We start from the raw sequence: 17,239 nt of genomic DNA, 5'->3' as shown, positions 1-17,239 counted from the left end.
CTGGAAATGTCGCAAGGCTTTCAGCCGCGAATCCTTCCCCGAGTAGGTTGCGGATGTGAGGTGCTGCTGTCTGATTCTCAGGCAGCAGAGAATTGGGAAGCCGGTGCAATTCCGGCGCTGCCCCCGCAACGGTAAGGAAGGTCAGGTTCGACAGGTAACCACTGGGACGAGGATCCCGGGAAGGTGTCGAAACCGGGCGTAAGCCCCTTTCAAGTCCGGAAACCAGCCTTGCAAATATGTCAAACCGCGGGTGGCGGTGGGGGCACAGGTTTCGGACGTGATCCTCGCACGGCTCCGGACTGGCCTCTGATGTCATCTGCCCAAGCTAAGCCGCGGGGCGCGGCAGGAGAGCCAGAAGTGAGCAACGTTCAAAGCCTGTTGGCGCGTCGAAACCCGGCCTATGCCCTTGAACAGGCGTTCTACACCGATCCAGACGTCTTTCAGGCGGATCTTGAGGCCATCCACTACCGCGACTGGCTATTTGCCATTCCGGCATGTGAACTGGTGAAAACAGGCGACTATGTGACCTACGCTGTAGGAGCATATCGCGTGATCATCGTGCGCGGCGCGGACAACCAGATCCGGGCCTTCCACAACACCTGCCGCCATCGCGGGTCGATCATCTGCAAAGCGGCCAAGGGCAACTCGCCCAAACTGGTCTGCCCCTACCACCAGTGGACCTATGAGCTTGATGGCTCATTGCTGTGGGCACGTGATATGGGCCCTGATTTCGACCCCAAACAACACGGGCTGAAAACCGTTCACTGCCGGGAATTGGCCGGGCTGGTCTATATCTGTCTTGCAGATGAAGCCCCCGATTTCGACACGTTCGCCAATAGAGCACGGCCCTATCTGGAGCCGCATGATCTAGGCAACGCCAAGGTCGCCTTTGAAAGCACGATCGTCGAAAAGGGCAACTGGAAGCTGGTTTGGGAAAACAACCGCGAGTGCTATCACTGCGGCGGCAACCACCCTTCGCTGTGCCGGACCTTCCCTGATGATCCCTCAGTAACCGGTATCGAAGGGGGTGAAACCCCGGCCTTCATGCAAGCTCACTTTGACCGTTGCGAGGCTGCGGGAATGCCGTCGCAGTTCTATCTGCATGATGACGGGCAATACCGACTGGCGCGGATGCCGCTGAAGGAAGGGGCGGAAAGCTATACTCTGGACGGCAAATCCGCGGTGCGCCGCTTTCTGGGCCGAGCGCCTTTTGCGGATGCAGGGACGTTGCTGAAGTTCCACTATCCCAGCACATGGAACCACTTCCTGGCCGATCACTCGATTGTCTTCCGCATCACTCCGGTCAGCCCGACCGAGACCGAAGTCACCACGAAATGGCTGGTCAACAAGGATGCAGTGGAAGGGGTCGATTATGACGTCAAGCGCCTGACCGAAGTTTGGATGGCCACCAATGACGAAGATCGCCGCGTGGTGGAAGACAACCAGATGGGTATCAACAGCCCTGCCTATGTGCCGGGGCCGTATTCGGTGATCCAGGAATCCGGTGTTCTGCAATTCACCGATTGGTATTGCAGCGCTTTGGCGCGTCACCTTGCACCTGACACGATGGCGGCGGAGTGACGGAGATGAAAGATCTGAACGCTGTTGCCTCGGTCTGGCAGGATGACGAGACGCTGGAATGCGTCTCGGTCGTGCCCGAGACGCCAAACACCGCCAGCTTTACGTTCCGCGCCCCTTCCGGGGCCTTGTTTGCCTACCATCCAGGTCAGTTCCTAACGCTCGAGATTCCGGCGCCGGGGCAGCCGGGAGGCGTTGTGCATCGGACCTATACGATTTCGTCATCCCCATCTCGTCCGCGATCCATTACGATCACGGCCAAGGCACAGCCGGACAGCATCGGCACTCGCTGGATGCTGGATAATCTGCAGCCGGGTATGCGGATGCGGGCGATCGGCCCGGCGGGTCTGTTCACCAATGCTGAAAGCGCAGCGCCCAAGTATCTGTTCATCTCGGCGGGGTCGGGCATCACGCCTATGATGTCGATGACGACCTGCATGTGGGACGAAGGCCGCGATCTGGATGTCGTCTTTATCAACTGCGCCAAGCGCCCCTCCGAGATCATTTTCCGCCAACGGCTCGAGCAGATGGCAAGCCGGACGCCGGGGCTGGATCTGAAGTTTGTTGTGGAGGAAGCTGACCGTTACAGCCCCTGGACCGGCTACCAGGGTCAGTTTAACCAGCTGATGCTGGGCCTGATGGCCCCAGACTATCTGGACCGTGAGGTCTATTGCTGCGGTCCGGAGCCGTTCATGCAAGCCGTCCGGGACGCTCTGTCGGGTCTTGGCTTTGACATGGACAAATATAATCAGGAAAGCTTTGGAGCACCGGTTGAGACCGAAGCAGATCAGCCCGATCTGGATGATATCGTTCCTGACGATGACAGCGCCGCCGAAATCGTGTTTGCGAGTTCGGGTGTCACCGCCAAAGTTGCCGAGACGGATACGGTTCTAGCCGCTGCACGTGCGGTTGGATTGAACATTGCCTCGGGATGTACTTTTGGCTGTAGAAAAGCGTGCAATTTTGACCCCCTAAGCGGGGAAATCGGCGTCCAAATTTGACCCCTCCCTATGGTTGTAGACATCCTTTTCATTGAGCAGTCGATGGAGAGGCAAGCGGGATGATTTGCGTGGAAACTATTAGAAAAGTGCGTCGCTTACACCTGATCGAAAAAAAGAGCATCAAGGAAATTTGCCGTTCGCTCAATTTGAGCCGTGCAACGGTTCGAAAGATAATCCGATCGGGAGTGACGGAGTTCAAATATGAGCGCAAATCGCAGCCATACCCGGTGCTCGGGCCTTGGCGCGCGCGTCTGGATGAAACGCTTGAGGAGAACGAGGCGCTTCCGAAGAAACACCGCAAGCGGATGACCAAAATCTGGAAGGAACTCTCCGATGATGGTTTTGGCGGCGGGTATGACAGTGTTCGACGCTACACAAAGAATTGGCGCATTGCGCACGGCCGACAACAGGCGCAGGCGTTCATCCCGCTGATCTTTGATCCTGGGGAGGCGTACCAGTTCGACTGGAGTGTGGAGACGGTTTTGATGGACGGTGCACTCACGACCGTGAAGGTTGCCCATTTCAAACTTTGCCATAGCCGCATGCCATTCTCCATTGCCTATCCGCGCGAGACGCAGGAGATGGTCTTTGATGCCCACGACGAGGCCTTCAAATTCTTTGGTGGAGGCTGCATCAACGGGATCTACGATAACATGACGACCGCCGTCGATGCGATCCTGTCGGGCAAGGAAAGAAAGTTCAACAAGGCATTCTCCCGGATGTGTTCTCATCATCTGGTGAACCCGATCGCCTGTACGCGCGCGGCCGGTTGGGAGAAGGGTCAGGTTGAGAATCTGGTCAAGGAGAGCCGCGCCTATAGTTTTACACCGCGTCTGGAGGTGGCCGACTTCGATGAATTGAATGCCCGGCTGCAAAAAGACGCGATCAAACGCGCAAAAGAACTGCGGCATCCGGAAAACCTGGAGGTGACGGTCTGGGAGGAGTTCCAGCAGGAAAAGCCGCTGCTGACGCATCTGCAGAAGCCCTTCGTCGGGTTCCGTGAAAAGACGGTCGCCGTGAGCCGAACCTCCTGACTTCCGACATTTTTTCGTATAAGTCATTGATATTATTATGCCTTGGTTGCCAAAAGGCACTACACGGACTTTTTTCGCCAGCGATTGTTTCGGAGTGTTGAGGGAGCTCAGGCTTTGGTCTGGCCAGTTTTTCGGGTGCGCCCGGGGGGTATCTTGAAAGGGGCTTCGTTCCAGGTCAGGCCGACGCAGGTGAGGATGCGTCTGGCATCGACCGTGGCATGGCTTGGCATGCCGTAGCGGTCAGGGGTGCCTTTGTGGCGCAGGATCGAGAGCTGCAATGCGTTCAACTCGTTGCGGATACGAGCCGGGCTCATCGGGTGTCCGAGCAGGTCCAGATGCTTGCGCAGGTGCTGCAGGCAGCAGAAGGCCATGTAGCAGATGGCGATATGGGCCCGGACCCGACGCGGCGACCAGTGATAGATGGGCCGGATTTTCAGATCGTGCTTGTTGGTGCGGAAGCAGGCTTCGATCTCCCACAACTGGTGATAGCGGGCAATGACGTCCTGTGCCTCCAGTTCGTCCGCACCATGAACAACAATGGCATGCAGCCCGTCCCATTGTGCCGCTGCCTTGATCTTTGCATCATCCAGCGTGACGTCCCCGCTGTCGGGGAAGGCCAGGAAGCGGCCATATCCCCGGCTGCTGAAGCTGCCGGGTTTGCGAGAGCGCTTGAGCTTCTTGTGCAGCTTTTCGATTGCCTTGTCGCGCTTGTGGGCATCATTGCGTGCCCGGGTGGGTGACCAGGTCACAATGACCCGCGCTCCCTCCTGGTCGATCACCTTGTACCAGCCCTTCTCGGTTGCCTCTTCAGAACCGTGTCCAGCCCAAGGCTGGCGTCCCTCCGGGCTCAAAATGTTCGCCTTCACGGCGGCCGGGGCGGACTTCATGCGATAGCCGAGGATGTAGGGCAGACCCTTGTTCTGCAACATCTGCTGGTTGTCCTTGCTGAGCATGGCGGCATCGGCCACGAACGTGACCCTGGCCACGTCGAAGCGTCCCTCCAACGCCTTCAGCGCAGCTTCCAGCGTATGACCTTCCCAGGTGTTTCCCGGGAAGAGTTCATAGCCCACAGGCAGCCCATCGGAGGTGACGATCAGCGCCAGCATGACCTGAGCGCGGTGATGCTTGCCATCCTTGCTGAAGCCCTTGGCCAGAAGATGATCCTGCTCGACCCCGTCCGCATCCTCGGCCGGGTCCTCGCGCTCGGTGTCAAAGGCCAGGGTCGTGCAATCGTAGAACAGCACGGTCACTGGCCCGCCCAGCAACTTCTCTGCCGCCGCGTGAGAGGTTTTGCAAATCCCGTCTATCACCGGCGTATTGATGTAATCCATGCTCCGATAGACCACGTCCAGATTGAGCGTGATGCCTGCCTGGTTCTCCAACGCCTCCACGGTCGCGCGCTTGCTCTCGGGCTGTGCGATCCGCGCCATAACCAGCTCTTTCACAATGCGATTGGCACTTTTACGCGCCGCCCCCAGAAGGGCCCCCCAACCCAGTTGGTCATACATCGTCCCCATGACATCCCGCAGACCCAGAGAGACCCGCGCCTCCTCACGGCACTCGGCAAGATCAACGCCAAGCTTGTCCGGCCGCGGAGCGCGGCGCACCAGCGCCTGCAGATCGGCATATTCCGTGGGCGTGAACAGTTCCATTTGCGGCGAGCGATCAATGCGTAATTGCTCCATCAAGCGGCCCGCCAGACGCTTGATATCCTCAATCTCGCTGTCGTTATGGGCCACACCCACATGGCGCAGGATCTTCTGGCGTACCTTGGAGCCGGTGCGGACGGATTCAACGATCTGGATCCGTGTGCGGTTGAGCTTTGCGTCATGTTTGGTGCGGATGAACATGGGCGAAGAGGTTAGCCATCTGAAGGCCCATGTCAATACTTTTTATAATAATGGGGCACTACAACGCGCCTCTGAGCAACCACACCTGAAAACAAACCAAAAACCCAGTCAGATCAACAAAAAGGTCGGAAGTCAGGAAAGAACTGCGGCATCCGGAAAACCTGGAGGTGACGGTCTGGGAGGAGTTCCAGCAGGAAAAGCCGCTGCTGACGCATCTGCAGAAGCCCTTCGTCGGGTTCCGTGAAAAGACGGTCGCCGTGAGCCGAACCTGCCTGATCAACTTCGAAAGAAACAAATACAGCGTTGAGGCAAGAGCTGTTGGACGTCAGGTCCAGTTGCAGGTCTACGCCACGCGGATTGTCCTGCGCCAAGACGGTGAGATTGTCGGAGAGCACGAACGGTGCTTCGGCCGAGGAAAAACGATCTTCAACCCTTGGCACTATGTGCCCGTCCTCAAGCGCAAGCCTGGCGCTCTGCGCAATGGAGCACCGTTCCGTGACTGGGACCTACCACCGGCAATGACGCAGATCTGGACCCATCTGCGGGGCACATCCGACGGAGACCGGCAACTTGCCGATATTCTTTTCGCTGCTTACCAGCACGACATTGATGTGGTCGAGGCTGCCTGCGAAGAAGCTCTAAAATCTGGCCTGCGCAAGGCCGATGCGATCCTGAACATTGTCTCTCGGCGCACCAATCCCCCGCCGCCAAAGGCGATTGAGCCGCCTGCCCACCTGCAGCTGAAAATGGCACCGATCGCGGATTGCGCTCGCTATGACAGGCTTGGAGGCTCCCATGCAACTGCGTAAGGAAATTCTCGAACTTGCCCGTCAACTGAAGTTGCCAGGCATCGTCAACTGCTTTGACGAAGTGATGCAGGCCGCAGCCAAAAACAACTGGCGGCCCCAACAGGTCGTGGCCGAACTCCTCACGGCCGAACTGGCCGAAAAGACTGCGCGCTCGATCCGGTATCAGATGGGTGCCGCAAAGTTCCCGGTCTGCAAGTCCTTACCTGAGTTCGACTTCACGGTCAGCCCCGTCAACGAGGAAGTCGTGCGCAATCTTCATGACGGCGATTTTATGGACCAGGCCAGGAATGGCGTGCTGGTCGGTGGAACCGGATCGGGCAAAACGCATCTCGCAACAGCGATCGGGGGCCACGCGGTCAATAACCGCCGGCGGGTCAGGTTCTTCAGCGCTGTGGATCTCGCGAACAAGCTGGAGGCTGAACATCGCGAAGGCAACGCCGGGCGGCTCAGCGAGCAGCTGATCCGCGTCGACCTCGTGATTATAGACGAACTCGGTTATCTGCCGTTCGCAGAGTCTGGTGGACGATTACTCTTCCATCTCATCAGCAAACTGTACGAGCGAACGTCTATTCTGCTAACAACCAACCTCGCATTTGCTGAATGGCCGAGTGTGTTCACAGATGCCAAAATGACCACTGCTCTCCTGGATCGACTGACACACCATTGCGATATCATCGAAACCGGGAACGAAAGCTGGCGAATTAACCACCGCGACTAACCTCGAAATCGGGGAATAAATTCAAAACAGACAGCAGGTCAAACCTTCAGTCGAGCTACGCTCTCTTTTCGGTTTGACCTGCTGTCCACCCCCTCCTGAATCAACCTAAACACGACCCCCTCAACGCCCCTCTTAGCTCCAAGGGGGGTCAAATTTGGACGCCGATGGGGGGTCATTATTCAATGCCGATTGACAGCCAGATCCTCGGCCAGCACCACACGGGTGCCACGCACCCGGTGAATGGCGCTATGGACCTCATGCGTGCTGGGCAGGGTGTTCGTCATGGCAACCGTTTGGAATCACAATTTGTGATTTCAAACGTGGAGGAGAGGGCGCTGGGCTGCAAGGTGGAAGTGCCCAAGTGGCGCACTAGCGAGAGATCTAAACCAAAATGCGGACGAATAAAACCGAAGTAATGATTTGGAAAGCTATTCTAGGCATTCTGATCCTGTTTCGTTGACAATCTGACACTTGGATGCGAACACTCATCAAAAAACGCGGACATCAAGTGCATGTCTTTGTTAATAAGTAACATTTTGAAATTTTCTTTGAGGTATCAATGACCAACGAATTGACTATTAAGCTGTCAAAACTAGAGGTGCCAAAGGAAGACTTAGAAAAAATGCCTGCCTCGGAATTGGCGTTTCTAAGTACTCTCGCATTTGCGATCGATGAAATATCTGTGTTCTTAAAACTAATAATTCAGACGTTCAAGCCTAGGCCATCTAGTGAAGAATTTTTGGCAGCTTATCAAATCCAGCAAAATACATTGATGAGGGTGCTCAACGCAAAGTGCTTTGAAGCGCTAAAAATCGTTGAGCAGTACAAAAAACAGATTGAGCGTGAGGGAGATAGTTCAAGATTGGAAAAGCTCTCTGAGTTGATGGTCGAATTGGATGAGCTTGCTAAGCGAGAAGAATACGAATTGGCGAAGGATATTCGGGATCATTCGACAAACCACTATCTCTCAAGCGAGACTAAAAAGAACGTCGCACATCTGTCCAGCCGGTCGACGTTCACGGCATACTTACATGAGAATTTGGGGAATTCGTTTCACCCGTTCGGGGAAGAGTATGTCTTTTTAGCGAGGATTGGACGGCACTTCTCCGAAAAGGGAGATGCTAGCTATAGCGTAGATGATATCAAGAAATGGATCGACTGGGGTTTAGCAGTCGGCGACCAGATTACAAAGATTTTCCAAAGATATCTTTTGTGGCTGTACAGCGAAAAGTTTCCTCATTGGAGGCTTGAACCTTTGTTGCTATACTTGGAGAATGAGCTAGTTGGAAAGATCGGAATTTCGAATCTTCCAATTATACTGTCGGCTGATGCGTACTTTGCGAGAAAGACCAAAACCTCTTCCTAGTTACCGCTTCCTCCGCTTCACATTCCCACCCCGCTGACCCGGCCTGCCAGCCGTTGACCGTCCGCGCGATTTCACCGCGTCCTCCGAGGCTTTCTCGACCGCCCATTGCCGCGCCATGGGGTCGTCGGCGACGGCCAGATCGACCGCTTCCAGACGTTTGATCTCATCGCGGATATTGGCGGCCTCTTCGAATTCTAGGTTCTCGGCAGCTTTGCGCATTTTCTCGCGCAGACCGTCCAGATGGGCCTCGAGGTTGGCACCGTGCATCGGCTTGTCGATGGTTGCGGTGACTCGATTCATGTCGACGTCGCCTTCGTAGAGACCGGCCAGAACGTCCTCGACATTCTTCTTCACCGTCTCCGGCGTGATGCCGTGTTCCTCGTTATAGACGATCTGCTTGGCGCGGCGGCGGTTGGTTTCGTTCAGCGCGCGCTCCATCGAGCCGGTGATCTTGTCGGCATACATGATCACCCGACCTTCGGCGTTCCGCGCAGCACGGCCGATGGTCTGGACCAGCGAGGTCTCCGAGCGCAGGAAACCTTCCTTATCCGCATCCAGAATGGCGACCAGCCCGCATTCAGGAATGTCGAGGCCTTCGCGCAGAAGGTTGATTCCGACCAGCACGTCGAACGCCCCCAGCCGCAGGTCGCGCAGGATTTCGATGCGTTCCAGCGTGTCGATATCCGAGTGCATGTAGCGGACTTTGATGCCCTGTTCGTGCAGGTATTCGGTCAGGTCCTCGGCCATGCGTTTGGTCAGCGTGGTGACCAGTGTGCGGAAACCGTTGGCGGAGACCTTGCGCACCTCTTCCAGCAGATCGTCCACCTGCATCGACACAGGGCGGATTTCGACCTCGGGGTCCAGCAGGCCGGTGGGGCGGATCACTTGTTCCGTGAAGACGCCGCCGGTCTGTTCGATCTCCCATTTCGCAGGGGTGGCCGAGACAAAGACGGATTGCGGGCGCATGGCGTCCCATTCCTCGAATTTCAGCGGGCGGTTGTCCATGCAGGAGGGCAGGCGGAACCCGTGTTCGGCAAGTGTGAATTTGCGCCGATAGTCGCCCCGGTACATGCCACCGATTTGCGGGACGCTGACATGCGACTCGTCGGCGAAGACAATCGCGTTGTCCGGGATGAATTCGAACAGGGTCGGGGGCGGCTCGCCCGGCGCGCGACCGGTCAGATAACGCGAGTAGTTCTCGATCCCGTTGCAGACACCGGTGGCCTCAAGCATTTCCAGATCGAAATTGGTACGTTGCTCCAGGCGTTGGGCTTCCAGCAGTTTGCCTTCACCTACCAGTTGGTCCAGCCGGATGCGCAGTTCCTTTTTGATCCCGATGATCGCTTGCTGCATCGTCGGTTTCGGTGTCACGTAGTGCGAGTTTGCGTAGACCCGCACCTGCTCCATCGTGGCGGCGCGTTCGCCGGTCAGCGGGTCGAATTCGGTGATCTGTTCCAGTTCCTCGCCGAAGAAAGACAGCTTCCAAGCGCGGTCCTCGAGGTGGGCGGGCCAGATCTCTAGCGAGTCACCCCGAACCCGGAAGGACCCGCGCTGAAACGCCTGATCGTTGCGGCGGTATTGCTGGGCGACCAGATCAGCCATCACCTGCCTCTGGTCATACTCATGACCCACCTTCAGGTCCTGCGTCATCGCCCCATAGGTCTCGACCGAACCGATACCGTAGATGCACGAGACCGAGGCGACGATGATCACGTCGTCACGTTCCAAAAGCGCGCGGGTGGCTGAGTGGCGCATCCGGTCGATCTGTTCGTTGATCTGGGATTCTTTTTCTATGTAGGTGTCGCTGCGCGGCACATAGGCCTCGGGCTGGTAGTAATCGTAGTAAGACACGAAATACTCGACTGAGTTTTCAGGGAAGAAGCCCTTGAACTCGCCAAATAGCTGCGCGGCCAGTGTCTTGTTGGGCGCAAGAATGATGGCGGGGCGCTGCGTTTCCTCAATCACTTTGGCCATGGTGAAGGTCTTGCCCGTTCCGGTCGCGCCCAGCAGAACCTGATCGCGCTCGCCATCCAGAACGCCGCCCGCCAGCTCTTTGATGGCCGTAGGCTGGTCCCCGGCGGGCGCAAAATCGGTGTGCATAACGAACGCCTTGCCGCCCTCGAGCTTCAAGCGGGCGCGGACGTCTTCTGAGGTCAGCTGGGTCTTGTCGGAATGAGCATAGGCCATAGAGGGGGATTCCTTTCGCGCCTGATTTTGATCTGTTTTTGTTCCGGTTCAAGGGGGCATTTCCATTGCACGCAATTGCGACAATTGCGGACTTGTCCGAATGGATGCTGTGGCGCATAAACAAAGCCAGCCAAATGAGCACGGAGAGGCGAGATGCGCGCACGGATTTACCAGCCTTCGCGGAATGCGATGACCTCGGGCATGGCCAAGACCCGAAAGTGGGTTTTGGAATATGCGCCTGCGTCCTCGCGTGAGGTTGATCCGCTGATGGGCTGGACCTCATCCGATGACACCCAAACACAGGTGCGCCTGAAATTCGATACCAAGGAAGAGGCGCTGGATTACGCCAAGGACAACGGTATCGACGTGCAGGTCAGCGAGCCGCACAAGCGCAAGCCCAATCTGCGTCCGCGCGGGTATGGCGAGAATTTCGCAACGGACCGTCGCAGCCCCTGGACGCACTGAATGATCGATATTCGACTGGCCGACCCCACGTCGGATGCCTTGCGCCCTGTGATCGAGGCGCATTTTGCCCATAGCGAGCAAGCTGGCCCGGCGGAAAGCAATCATACCATGGGACCCGACGCCTTGTCGGGTGACGGCATCCGGTTCTGGGGTCTTTTCGAAGAGGGTCGTGCACTGGGCTGCTGCGCGTTAAAGACGCTGCCCGATGGTACGGCCGAAGTGAAATCCGTGCACGTTATCGAGGCCGCCCGCGGACGCGGTCTGGCGCGGGTGATGATGGCGCATCTTGCTGATCTGGCAGCCAATGAGGGCACAGAGGCGCTTGTGCTTGAAACGGGTGCGGCGCACCTGCCAGATTATGCGGCTGCGCGTAAGCTCTATGAGGCGCTGGGTTATTCCTATTGCGGCCCGATCTATGGGTATGAAGACGATCCAAACAGCGCCTTCATGCGCTTGGCCCTTGAACCCCGCCCTTAAAACCAGCAAGAAGGGCGCAGCGGTCCCTTAGCTCAACTGGATAGAGCAGCTGACTTCTAATCAGCAGGTTGAGGGTTCGAGTCCTTCAGGGATCGCCATTTCACTCAAAAAACGCGCGGATTGTCCGATCCGTTCTTCGCTTTGGCGGGGAAGGGTCAGAAGGGCTGGCTGAGGGGGTCGCGCCAGCCCTTCTTAAGAGGGTTACTGAGTGGTAGGTAAATCAGTAACCAAAAATTAACAAATGCGCGCAGCGCGCGAAATTGGGGGATTCCCGTAGTTACTGCGCCGCAACGCGAGTTTCTGCGGTGTTCAAACGGGATAGATGCGACCTGAGAACAGCCGCTTCATGTGGCTTTAGAATAGGTGCAGCCGTCGGCCCATAGGCGTTGGGATTTCCGCGCAACTCTGGGAAAAGTGACAGTATTTCAGCACGCTGCGGGCGATCCAGCGCTCCGATCGAGGTTGGGTATACGAAAAAACTCTCGCTGAGGACGCCCTCAGATCTGACGATCTGATGCTGATCGAACATGATATGCCAATAGCTGACATGCCCGCCTTCGCGAATCGATACTCCCTCCATGCCGCATAGGAATTTGGCCGCCACCAAAGCGCGGGGTGCGCCAAACAGAAGCTCGGCTACACTTGTGTCGATCATCATCCGGTGCTGCTGCGAGACGACCAGTTCGCGCGAGTTGCCCAGCGTGTTGGGGCCGAAAACCACAGGGGCAAAGCGCCCGGTTGCCGGGACGGTTGTACTCCCGACCCACAAAACGGGCTGCAGGCCGTTGTCCCGTGTCCAGACCTTCTGACCCACATTAATCTGCTGCACGGGAACCAGGCCGTCGGCTGTTTCGATCAATGTACCCTCAGCAAAGCAAGCCACATAGTCCGAATACAGCGATGATCCTGCATTCGATCCGGCAACCTTGACGTAGGAGGCCCCATCTATCAGCCGCTCCGAGGCCGCAAAGCCCCAGACATCCGAGGTCACGCCGTTTTGCGAAAAGACATTCAGCCGGATAACAGGTCCGGTTGCTACTCCGTTTTCGTCAAGCTGCCGAATATCGATGAAGGACTCGGATTCCACAGGAGTACCATTGGCCACGATGCCACCGCCTTCGGTGACGGTATGACCAAAGGCCTGATCGTCTTCGAACACATCCGGATTGCCCGAGGTGTCATCCACGGTGATCGTGGTTCCGCCGCCCGCAGAATATTGGAAAACAGTACCGTCCGGCGTGTCCGAGTTGTTGCGGATCGGTGTGCCTACGATCCCAGCGCTGGGGCTGGACGTAACCATCATGTTTTCGCTGTCGATCGAAAAGAAACTGCGTAGAACCATCACACACCCATCATGTTTACTATTGCTTTGAGTTGCCCCAACAGACCATTCGCGACGCACCCTAGGGTGGTTCTTGGCCTCGACCAATTCACGTCATCTTGAGCGTCAGGTTTTTTGAGGCTTCGCGCATTCAATTGTGGTTGAGGTGCCGACTACATCGCCCGCAGACCTTGATCGGAGGACCAGTGATAAAACTATTGCAACCGGTTGCAAAAAAATCCATTGTTGCGCCAGATAACAGGATTCGAGGGTTTGGATGTTGAAGGTTGGATTGCTGGGCGCCGGACGGATCGGGCGGGTGCATGCGCGGGCCATATCAGCCCATCCGGGCAGTGTGCTATGCGCGGTCTCGGATGCCATGGCTCAGGCGGCAGAGGATCTGGCCAGTGACCACGGCGCTGAGGTTCGAACCTCGGACCAGATCATAGCGGACCCAGAAATTGAAGCTGTGCTGATCGCGACGCCGACCGACACGCATTCGGACCTGATCGAAGCCGCAACAGCGGCGGGTAAAGCGGTTTTGTGCGAAAAACCCGTCGATCTGGACCTCCAGCGGGCCATTTCCTGCCAGCAGTCGGTTGTCGCCCATGGTCGACCCGTGATGATCGGTTTCAACCGTCGGTTTGATCCCAGCTTTTCGGCATTGAAAGCGGCTGTGAATGCAGGCGAGATCGGCAAGGCTGAACTGTTGTCCATCACCTCGTTCGATCCCGCCCCGCCACCGGTGAGCTATGTCAAGGTTTCGGGTGGCTTGTTCCGGGACATGATGATCCACGATTTCGACATGGCGAATTTCCTGATGGGAGAGGTCCCGAAGACGATTTCTGCTGTCGGCTCGTCGATCGTCGACCCGGAAATCGGCGCGGCCGGTGACGTGGATACTGCTGTTGTCACAATGACTTACGCCGATGGTCGTATCGCGGCCATCAAGAATTCACGCCGGGCGGCCTATGGCTATGATCAGCGGGTTGAGCTACTGGGTTCCGAAGGTCTTCTGCAGGCGCAGAACATGCTGGAAAACACGGTTGTCAAATCGACCTCTGCCGGTGTTGTCGGCGCCAAACCCACCTATTTCTTTCTGGAACGCTACATGCCCGCCTACCAGGCGGAATGGGCCGCTTTTGTGGAGGCAGCGGCGTCGGGCGCGCAGGTTCCTGTGTCGCTGGAGGATGGGGTTGCAGCCCTCGCAATGGCCGAGGCAGCAACGCTGTCGGCGCAGTCCGGTAGGCCGGTTCATCTGGCTGAAGTTTTGAAACCGGTTGCAAAATGATTGAATTTCTTCAAACTGAAAACAGCTCGGATACAGACCCGGGCAATACAGATTCGGCCCAACCGATTAAATGGGGCTGATAGCCTAGGACGAAAACAGACGGTTTTATGGGAGGAAACCAAATGAACAAGTTTGTGAAACGAGTACTGATGGCCAGTGCTGTCGCGGTGGCGGCCGCAAGCGGTGCCGCGGCTGAGGGTGAAAAGTACATCCTGGTCAGCCATGCCCCTGACAGTGACAGCTGGTGGAACACGATCAAGAACGGTATCGCTTTGGCCGGTGAGCAGATGGGTGTCGAGGTAGAATATCGCAACCCGCCTACTGGTGACCTTGCGGATATGGCGCGCATCATCGATCAGGCTGCGGCCTCCGGTCCCAATGGTATCATCACCACGTTGGCTGACCCGGATATTCTCGAAGGCCCGATCAAAGCTGCTGTAGATTCCGGGATCGACGTGATCATTATGAACACTGGGACACCCGACAAGGCACGCGAAGTTGGCGCCCTGATGTATGTCGGGCAGCCCGAATACGACGCCGGCTACGCGGCTGGTCTTCGGGCGAAAGGTGACGGCATTGGCTCTTTCCTTTGTGTGAACCACTACATCGTCCAGCCATCCAGCCAAGAGCGTTGCCAGGGCTTCGCGGACGGCCTGGGTATTGAGCTTGGTGAGCAGATGATCGACGCGGGACAGGACCCTGCGGAGATTAAGAACCGCGTTCTGGCCTACCTGTCGGCTAACCCAGAGACGGACGCTGTTTTGACGCTTGGCCCGACCTCTGCCGATCCAACCATCTTGGCGCTTCAAGAGAACGGCATGGCCGGTGACATTTATTTCGGTACGTTCGATCTGGGTGGCGAGATTGTCAAAGCCATCAAGGACGGTACGATTCAATGGGGAATCGACCAGCAGCCGTTCCTGCAGGCCTACCTGCCGGTTGTTGTTCTGACTAACTACCACCGTTACGGCGTTCTGCCGGGCAACAACATCAACTCTGGCCCCGGGTTTGTGACCGCTGACGGCCTGGAGAAAATCGAAGAATTCGCGGGCGAATACCGCTGATCTTCTAAACTGAGCGGGCGTGCTAGGACGCCCGCTCAATCCTACTTCCAATTTTTCTGGATCGCCCGCGAGGGGAGGACCACAATGTCTGAATCAGCTCAATCCACGGCAGTTGAAGATGAACGGATCAAAGAGATCTCGCCGCTGCGCCGTGCTCTGATCCGCCCAGAGCTGGGTGGAATTGTCGGCACCGTCGCCGTATTTACGTTTTTTCTGTTGTTTGCCTTCGATAGTGGCATGTTCACAAGTCAAGGTGTGCTGAATTGGTCGATCGTTTCGGCGCAGTTCATGATCATTGCCGTAGGGGCGTGCCTGCTCATGATCGCAGGCGAATTTGACTTATCGGTCGGTTCGATGATCGGCTTTGCCGGGATGATGATCGCGATCTTCTCAGTCACACTCAGTTGGCCCGTGTGGATGGCTATCATTGTGACGTTTGCGCTCTGTGTGTCGATTGGGGCCTTGAACGGTTTTATCGTGGTGCGAACTGGCCTGCCCAGCTTTATCGTGACTTTGGCCTTCCTGTTTATCCTGCGCGGCTTCACCATTTATCTGCCGCAAACCATTGAGCGAAAGACGATCATCGGCGGCATCAAAGACGTCGCGGAAGGTGACTGGCTGGCATCGATCTTCGGTGGCAAAGTCGGACAAGGGTTCTTCAGTTGGCTTGGCGAAAACGGCTTGATCGAAACGTTCGAGCGTGGAACGCGCGCGGGTCAGCCTGTTGTTGACGGTATTCCCATGCTGATTGTCTGGGCCATTGGTATCATTATTTTTGGTCACGTGCTGCTTACCAAAACCAAGTTTGGCAACTGGATTTTCGCAGCGGGTGGCGACGCCGAGGCAGCGCGGAATTCAGGCGTGCCAGTGAACAAAGTCAAAATACTGATGTTCATGTTCACTGCCTTCTGCGCCACGGTCTTCGCCACCTGTCAGGTTATGGAGTTCGGCTCGGCGGGCGCGGACCGTGGATTGCTCAAGGAGTTTGAAGCGATTATTGCAGTTGTAATTGGCGGTGCGCTGCTGACCGGCGGATATGGCTCGGTTCTGGGGGCTGCTTTGGGCGCTTTGATTTTTGGCGTGGTACAGCAGGGGCTGTTCTTTGCTGGCGTTGAAAGCTCACTGTTTAGGGTCTTCTTGGGGATCATCCTGTTGGGTGCCGTGATCCTGAACACCTATATCCGCCGCATCATCACAGGAGAACACTGAGATGACTGACGATACCAAGTTCCACCATGGGGACGTGCAGGATAGCAAGCCGATCATTCGTATGGTCGACATCCAGAAACACTTCGGCTCGGTGATTGCGCTGGCCGGCGTCAGCTTTGACCTTAAACCGGGGGAATGCCACTGTCTTCTCGGCGACAATGGTGCCGGCAAGTCGACCTTCATTAAGACGATGTCGGGCGTTCACAAACCAACTTCGGGCGAGATTTTCTTCGAAGACAAACCGATGCATTTTGAAGACCCGCGCGATGCTATTTCAGCGGGGATCGCAACAGTGCATCAGCACTTGGCCATGATCCCGCTAATGAGTGTCAGCCGCAATTTCTTTATGGGCAACGAACCTACGCGCAAAATGGCTGGTATCAGCTTCTTCGATAAGAAGCTGGCTGACGAAATCACTATGGAAGAGATGCGCAAGATGGGCATCAACCTGCGTGGCCCGGATCAGGCTGTGGGCACCCTGTCTGGAGGGGAACGCCAGACGGTTGCGATTGCGCGCGCCGTTCATTTCGGCGCCAAGATCCTGATTTTGGACGAGCCGACTTCGGCCCTTGGGGTGCGGCAAACTTCGAACGTGCTGGCGACCATCGACAAGGTGCGCAGTCAAGGCGTCGGTGTGGTTTTCATCAGCCACAACGTTCGCCACGCGCTGGCCGTCGGCGACCGCTTTACCGTGCTGAACCGGGGCAAAACGCTGGGCACGGCAAAACGCGGCGAGATAACACCTGAAGAACTACAGGACCTGATGGCAGGAGGTCAGGAATTGGCCCAATTGGAAGGGTCACTTGGCGGAACGGTTTAACGCCGTTCCTGCAAAAACGGGACCATTCGGTCCGACATCCAACGAAATC

The 17,239-nt window shown here is 56.8% G+C and carries 16 protein-coding genes, 1 tRNA gene and 1 riboswitch; of the genes, 14 read left to right on the top strand and 3 right to left on the bottom strand.

All coding sequences use genetic code 11. From position 1 onward, the window contains the following. Positions 1-41 precede the first annotated feature (41 nt). Positions 42-246: riboswitch (cobalamin riboswitch) on the top strand. 63 nt (positions 247-309) lie between these two features. The 3 genes from ACOERD_RS06825 to istA are packed head-to-tail and all read left to right on the top strand — an operon-like array spanning position 310 to position 3,613. Beyond that, positions 310-1,581: an aromatic ring-hydroxylating oxygenase subunit alpha gene (locus ACOERD_RS06825; protein WP_419738482.1), complete on the top strand. Its 1,272-nt coding sequence runs from the start codon at positions 310-312 to the stop codon at positions 1,579-1,581. Between the two features lie 5 nt (positions 1,582-1,586). Further along, the gene (locus ACOERD_RS06820) at positions 1,587-2,579 is read left to right on the top strand and encodes an FAD-binding oxidoreductase (protein ID WP_419738481.1); all 993 of its coding nucleotides are present in this window, start codon (positions 1,587-1,589) and stop codon (positions 2,577-2,579) included. A 59-nt stretch (positions 2,580-2,638) separates the two neighbouring features. After that, on the top strand, positions 2,639-3,613 hold the full coding sequence (istA, locus tag ACOERD_RS06815; RefSeq protein ID WP_419738480.1) for an IS21 family transposase: 975 nt from the start codon (positions 2,639-2,641) through the stop codon (positions 3,611-3,613). Between the two features lie 107 nt (positions 3,614-3,720). Here istA and ACOERD_RS06810 read toward each other — a convergent pair whose 3' ends face one another. Further along, positions 3,721-5,463, bottom strand: coding sequence for an IS1634 family transposase (locus tag ACOERD_RS06810; protein ID WP_419737624.1), 1,743 nt, complete (start codon positions 5,461-5,463; stop codon positions 3,721-3,723). Here ACOERD_RS06810 and ACOERD_RS06805 point away from each other — a divergent pair. The 4 genes from ACOERD_RS06805 (at position 5,456) to ACOERD_RS06790 (ending at position 8,356) form a co-directional block, all read left to right on the top strand. Continuing rightward, on the top strand, positions 5,456-5,707 hold the full coding sequence (locus ACOERD_RS06805; RefSeq protein WP_419738479.1) for a hypothetical protein: 252 nt from the start codon (positions 5,456-5,458) through the stop codon (positions 5,705-5,707). The genes ACOERD_RS06810 and ACOERD_RS06805 overlap by 8 nt on opposite strands. After that, positions 5,631-6,272 (top strand): Mu transposase domain-containing protein, encoded by a 642-nt coding sequence (locus tag ACOERD_RS06800; RefSeq protein WP_419738478.1) that lies wholly within the window; start codon positions 5,631-5,633, stop codon positions 6,270-6,272. The genes ACOERD_RS06805 and ACOERD_RS06800 overlap by 77 nt, the downstream gene beginning before the upstream one ends. Continuing rightward, the gene (gene istB, locus ACOERD_RS06795) at positions 6,259-6,990 is read left to right on the top strand and encodes an IS21-like element helper ATPase IstB (protein WP_419737606.1); all 732 of its coding nucleotides are present in this window, start codon (positions 6,259-6,261) and stop codon (positions 6,988-6,990) included. Before ACOERD_RS06800 ends, istB begins: the two co-directional genes overlap by 14 nt. Before the next feature lie 559 nt (positions 6,991-7,549). Next, the gene (locus ACOERD_RS06790) at positions 7,550-8,356 is read left to right on the top strand and encodes a hypothetical protein (RefSeq protein ID WP_419738477.1); all 807 of its coding nucleotides are present in this window, start codon (positions 7,550-7,552) and stop codon (positions 8,354-8,356) included. On the opposite strand, the gene uvrB is transcribed toward ACOERD_RS06790, so the two are convergent. Further along, positions 8,357-10,543, bottom strand: a complete 2,187-nt coding sequence (uvrB, locus tag ACOERD_RS06785) for an excinuclease ABC subunit UvrB (protein ID WP_419738476.1) — start codon at positions 10,541-10,543, stop codon at positions 8,357-8,359. 153 nt (positions 10,544-10,696) lie between these two features. On the opposite strand from uvrB, the gene ACOERD_RS06780 reads away from it, so the two are divergent. The 3 genes from ACOERD_RS06780 (at position 10,697) to ACOERD_RS06770 (ending at position 11,583) form a co-directional block, all read left to right on the top strand. Then, positions 10,697-11,008 carry an ETC complex I subunit gene (locus ACOERD_RS06780; protein ID WP_170378795.1) on the top strand — a complete coding sequence of 104 codons (312 nt, stop codon included), beginning with the start codon at positions 10,697-10,699 and terminating at the stop codon, positions 11,006-11,008. After that, a complete protein-coding gene (locus ACOERD_RS06775; RefSeq protein WP_419738475.1) occupies positions 11,009-11,485 on the top strand; it encodes a GNAT family N-acetyltransferase in 477 nt (158 codons plus the stop codon). A gap of 21 nt (positions 11,486-11,506) precedes the next feature. Beyond that, a tRNA-Arg gene (locus ACOERD_RS06770) sits at positions 11,507-11,583 on the top strand. Between the two features lie 179 nt (positions 11,584-11,762). Here the strand turns inward: ACOERD_RS06770 and ACOERD_RS06765 are convergent. Next, complete coding sequence (locus tag ACOERD_RS06765; protein ID WP_419738474.1) at positions 11,763-12,827, bottom strand: Hint domain-containing protein; 1,065 nt, start codon at positions 12,825-12,827, stop codon at positions 11,763-11,765. Between the two features lie 256 nt (positions 12,828-13,083). Here ACOERD_RS06765 and iolG point away from each other — a divergent pair, with 256 nt between their 5' ends. The 4 genes from iolG to ACOERD_RS06745 all read left to right on the top strand — a co-directional run bounded on the left by iolG (position 13,084) and on the right by ACOERD_RS06745 (position 17,190). Next, complete coding sequence (gene iolG / locus ACOERD_RS06760; protein WP_419738473.1) at positions 13,084-14,097, top strand: inositol 2-dehydrogenase; 1,014 nt, start codon at positions 13,084-13,086, stop codon at positions 14,095-14,097. A gap of 122 nt (positions 14,098-14,219) precedes the next feature. Continuing rightward, on the top strand, positions 14,220-15,161 hold the full coding sequence (locus tag ACOERD_RS06755; protein WP_170378787.1) for a sugar ABC transporter substrate-binding protein: 942 nt from the start codon (positions 14,220-14,222) through the stop codon (positions 15,159-15,161). 84 nt (positions 15,162-15,245) lie between these two features. Then, positions 15,246-16,370 carry an ABC transporter permease gene (locus tag ACOERD_RS06750; RefSeq protein ID WP_170767239.1) on the top strand — a complete coding sequence of 375 codons (1,125 nt, stop codon included), beginning with the start codon at positions 15,246-15,248 and terminating at the stop codon, positions 16,368-16,370. A 1-nt stretch (position 16,371) separates the two neighbouring features. Then, on the top strand, positions 16,372-17,190 hold the full coding sequence (locus ACOERD_RS06745; protein ID WP_419738472.1) for an ATP-binding cassette domain-containing protein: 819 nt from the start codon (positions 16,372-16,374) through the stop codon (positions 17,188-17,190). Positions 17,191-17,239: the final 49 nt, after the last annotated feature.

Origin of the sequence: Ruegeria sp. (assembly GCF_965199275.1) — a bacterium.
Taxonomy (GTDB): domain Bacteria; phylum Pseudomonadota; class Alphaproteobacteria; order Rhodobacterales; family Rhodobacteraceae; genus Ruegeria.
This window is presented reverse-complemented; position numbering and strand designations above follow the sequence as displayed.

Excerpts from the sequence above, each read along its gene's own strand:
- ACOERD_RS06765 (WP_419738474.1), bottom strand. The coding sequence starts at position 12,827 with ATGGTTCTACGCAGTTTCTTTTCGATCGACAGCGAAAACATGATGGTT.
- ACOERD_RS06750 (WP_170767239.1), top strand. The coding sequence starts at position 15,246 with ATGTCTGAATCAGCTCAATCCACGGCAGTTGAAGATGAACGGATCAAA.
- uvrB (WP_419738476.1), bottom strand. The coding sequence starts at position 10,543 with ATGGCCTATGCTCATTCCGACAAGACCCAGCTGACCTCAGAAGACGTC.
- iolG (WP_419738473.1), top strand. The coding sequence starts at position 13,084 with ATGTTGAAGGTTGGATTGCTGGGCGCCGGACGGATCGGGCGGGTGCAT.
- ACOERD_RS06790 (WP_419738477.1), top strand. The coding sequence starts at position 7,550 with ATGACCAACGAATTGACTATTAAGCTGTCAAAACTAGAGGTGCCAAAG.
- ACOERD_RS06820 (WP_419738481.1), top strand. The coding sequence starts at position 1,587 with ATGAAAGATCTGAACGCTGTTGCCTCGGTCTGGCAGGATGACGAGACG.
- ACOERD_RS06810 (WP_419737624.1), bottom strand. The coding sequence starts at position 5,463 with ATGTTCATCCGCACCAAACATGACGCAAAGCTCAACCGCACACGGATC.
- ACOERD_RS06825 (WP_419738482.1), top strand. The coding sequence starts at position 310 with ATGTCATCTGCCCAAGCTAAGCCGCGGGGCGCGGCAGGAGAGCCAGAA.
- ACOERD_RS06780 (WP_170378795.1), top strand. The coding sequence starts at position 10,697 with ATGCGCGCACGGATTTACCAGCCTTCGCGGAATGCGATGACCTCGGGC.
- ACOERD_RS06775 (WP_419738475.1), top strand. The coding sequence starts at position 11,009 with ATGATCGATATTCGACTGGCCGACCCCACGTCGGATGCCTTGCGCCCT.
- istA (WP_419738480.1), top strand. The coding sequence starts at position 2,639 with ATGATTTGCGTGGAAACTATTAGAAAAGTGCGTCGCTTACACCTGATC.
- ACOERD_RS06805 (WP_419738479.1), top strand. The coding sequence starts at position 5,456 with ATGAACATGGGCGAAGAGGTTAGCCATCTGAAGGCCCATGTCAATACT.
- istB (WP_419737606.1), top strand. The coding sequence starts at position 6,259 with ATGCAACTGCGTAAGGAAATTCTCGAACTTGCCCGTCAACTGAAGTTG.
- ACOERD_RS06755 (WP_170378787.1), top strand. The coding sequence starts at position 14,220 with ATGAACAAGTTTGTGAAACGAGTACTGATGGCCAGTGCTGTCGCGGTG.
- ACOERD_RS06745 (WP_419738472.1), top strand. The coding sequence starts at position 16,372 with ATGACTGACGATACCAAGTTCCACCATGGGGACGTGCAGGATAGCAAG.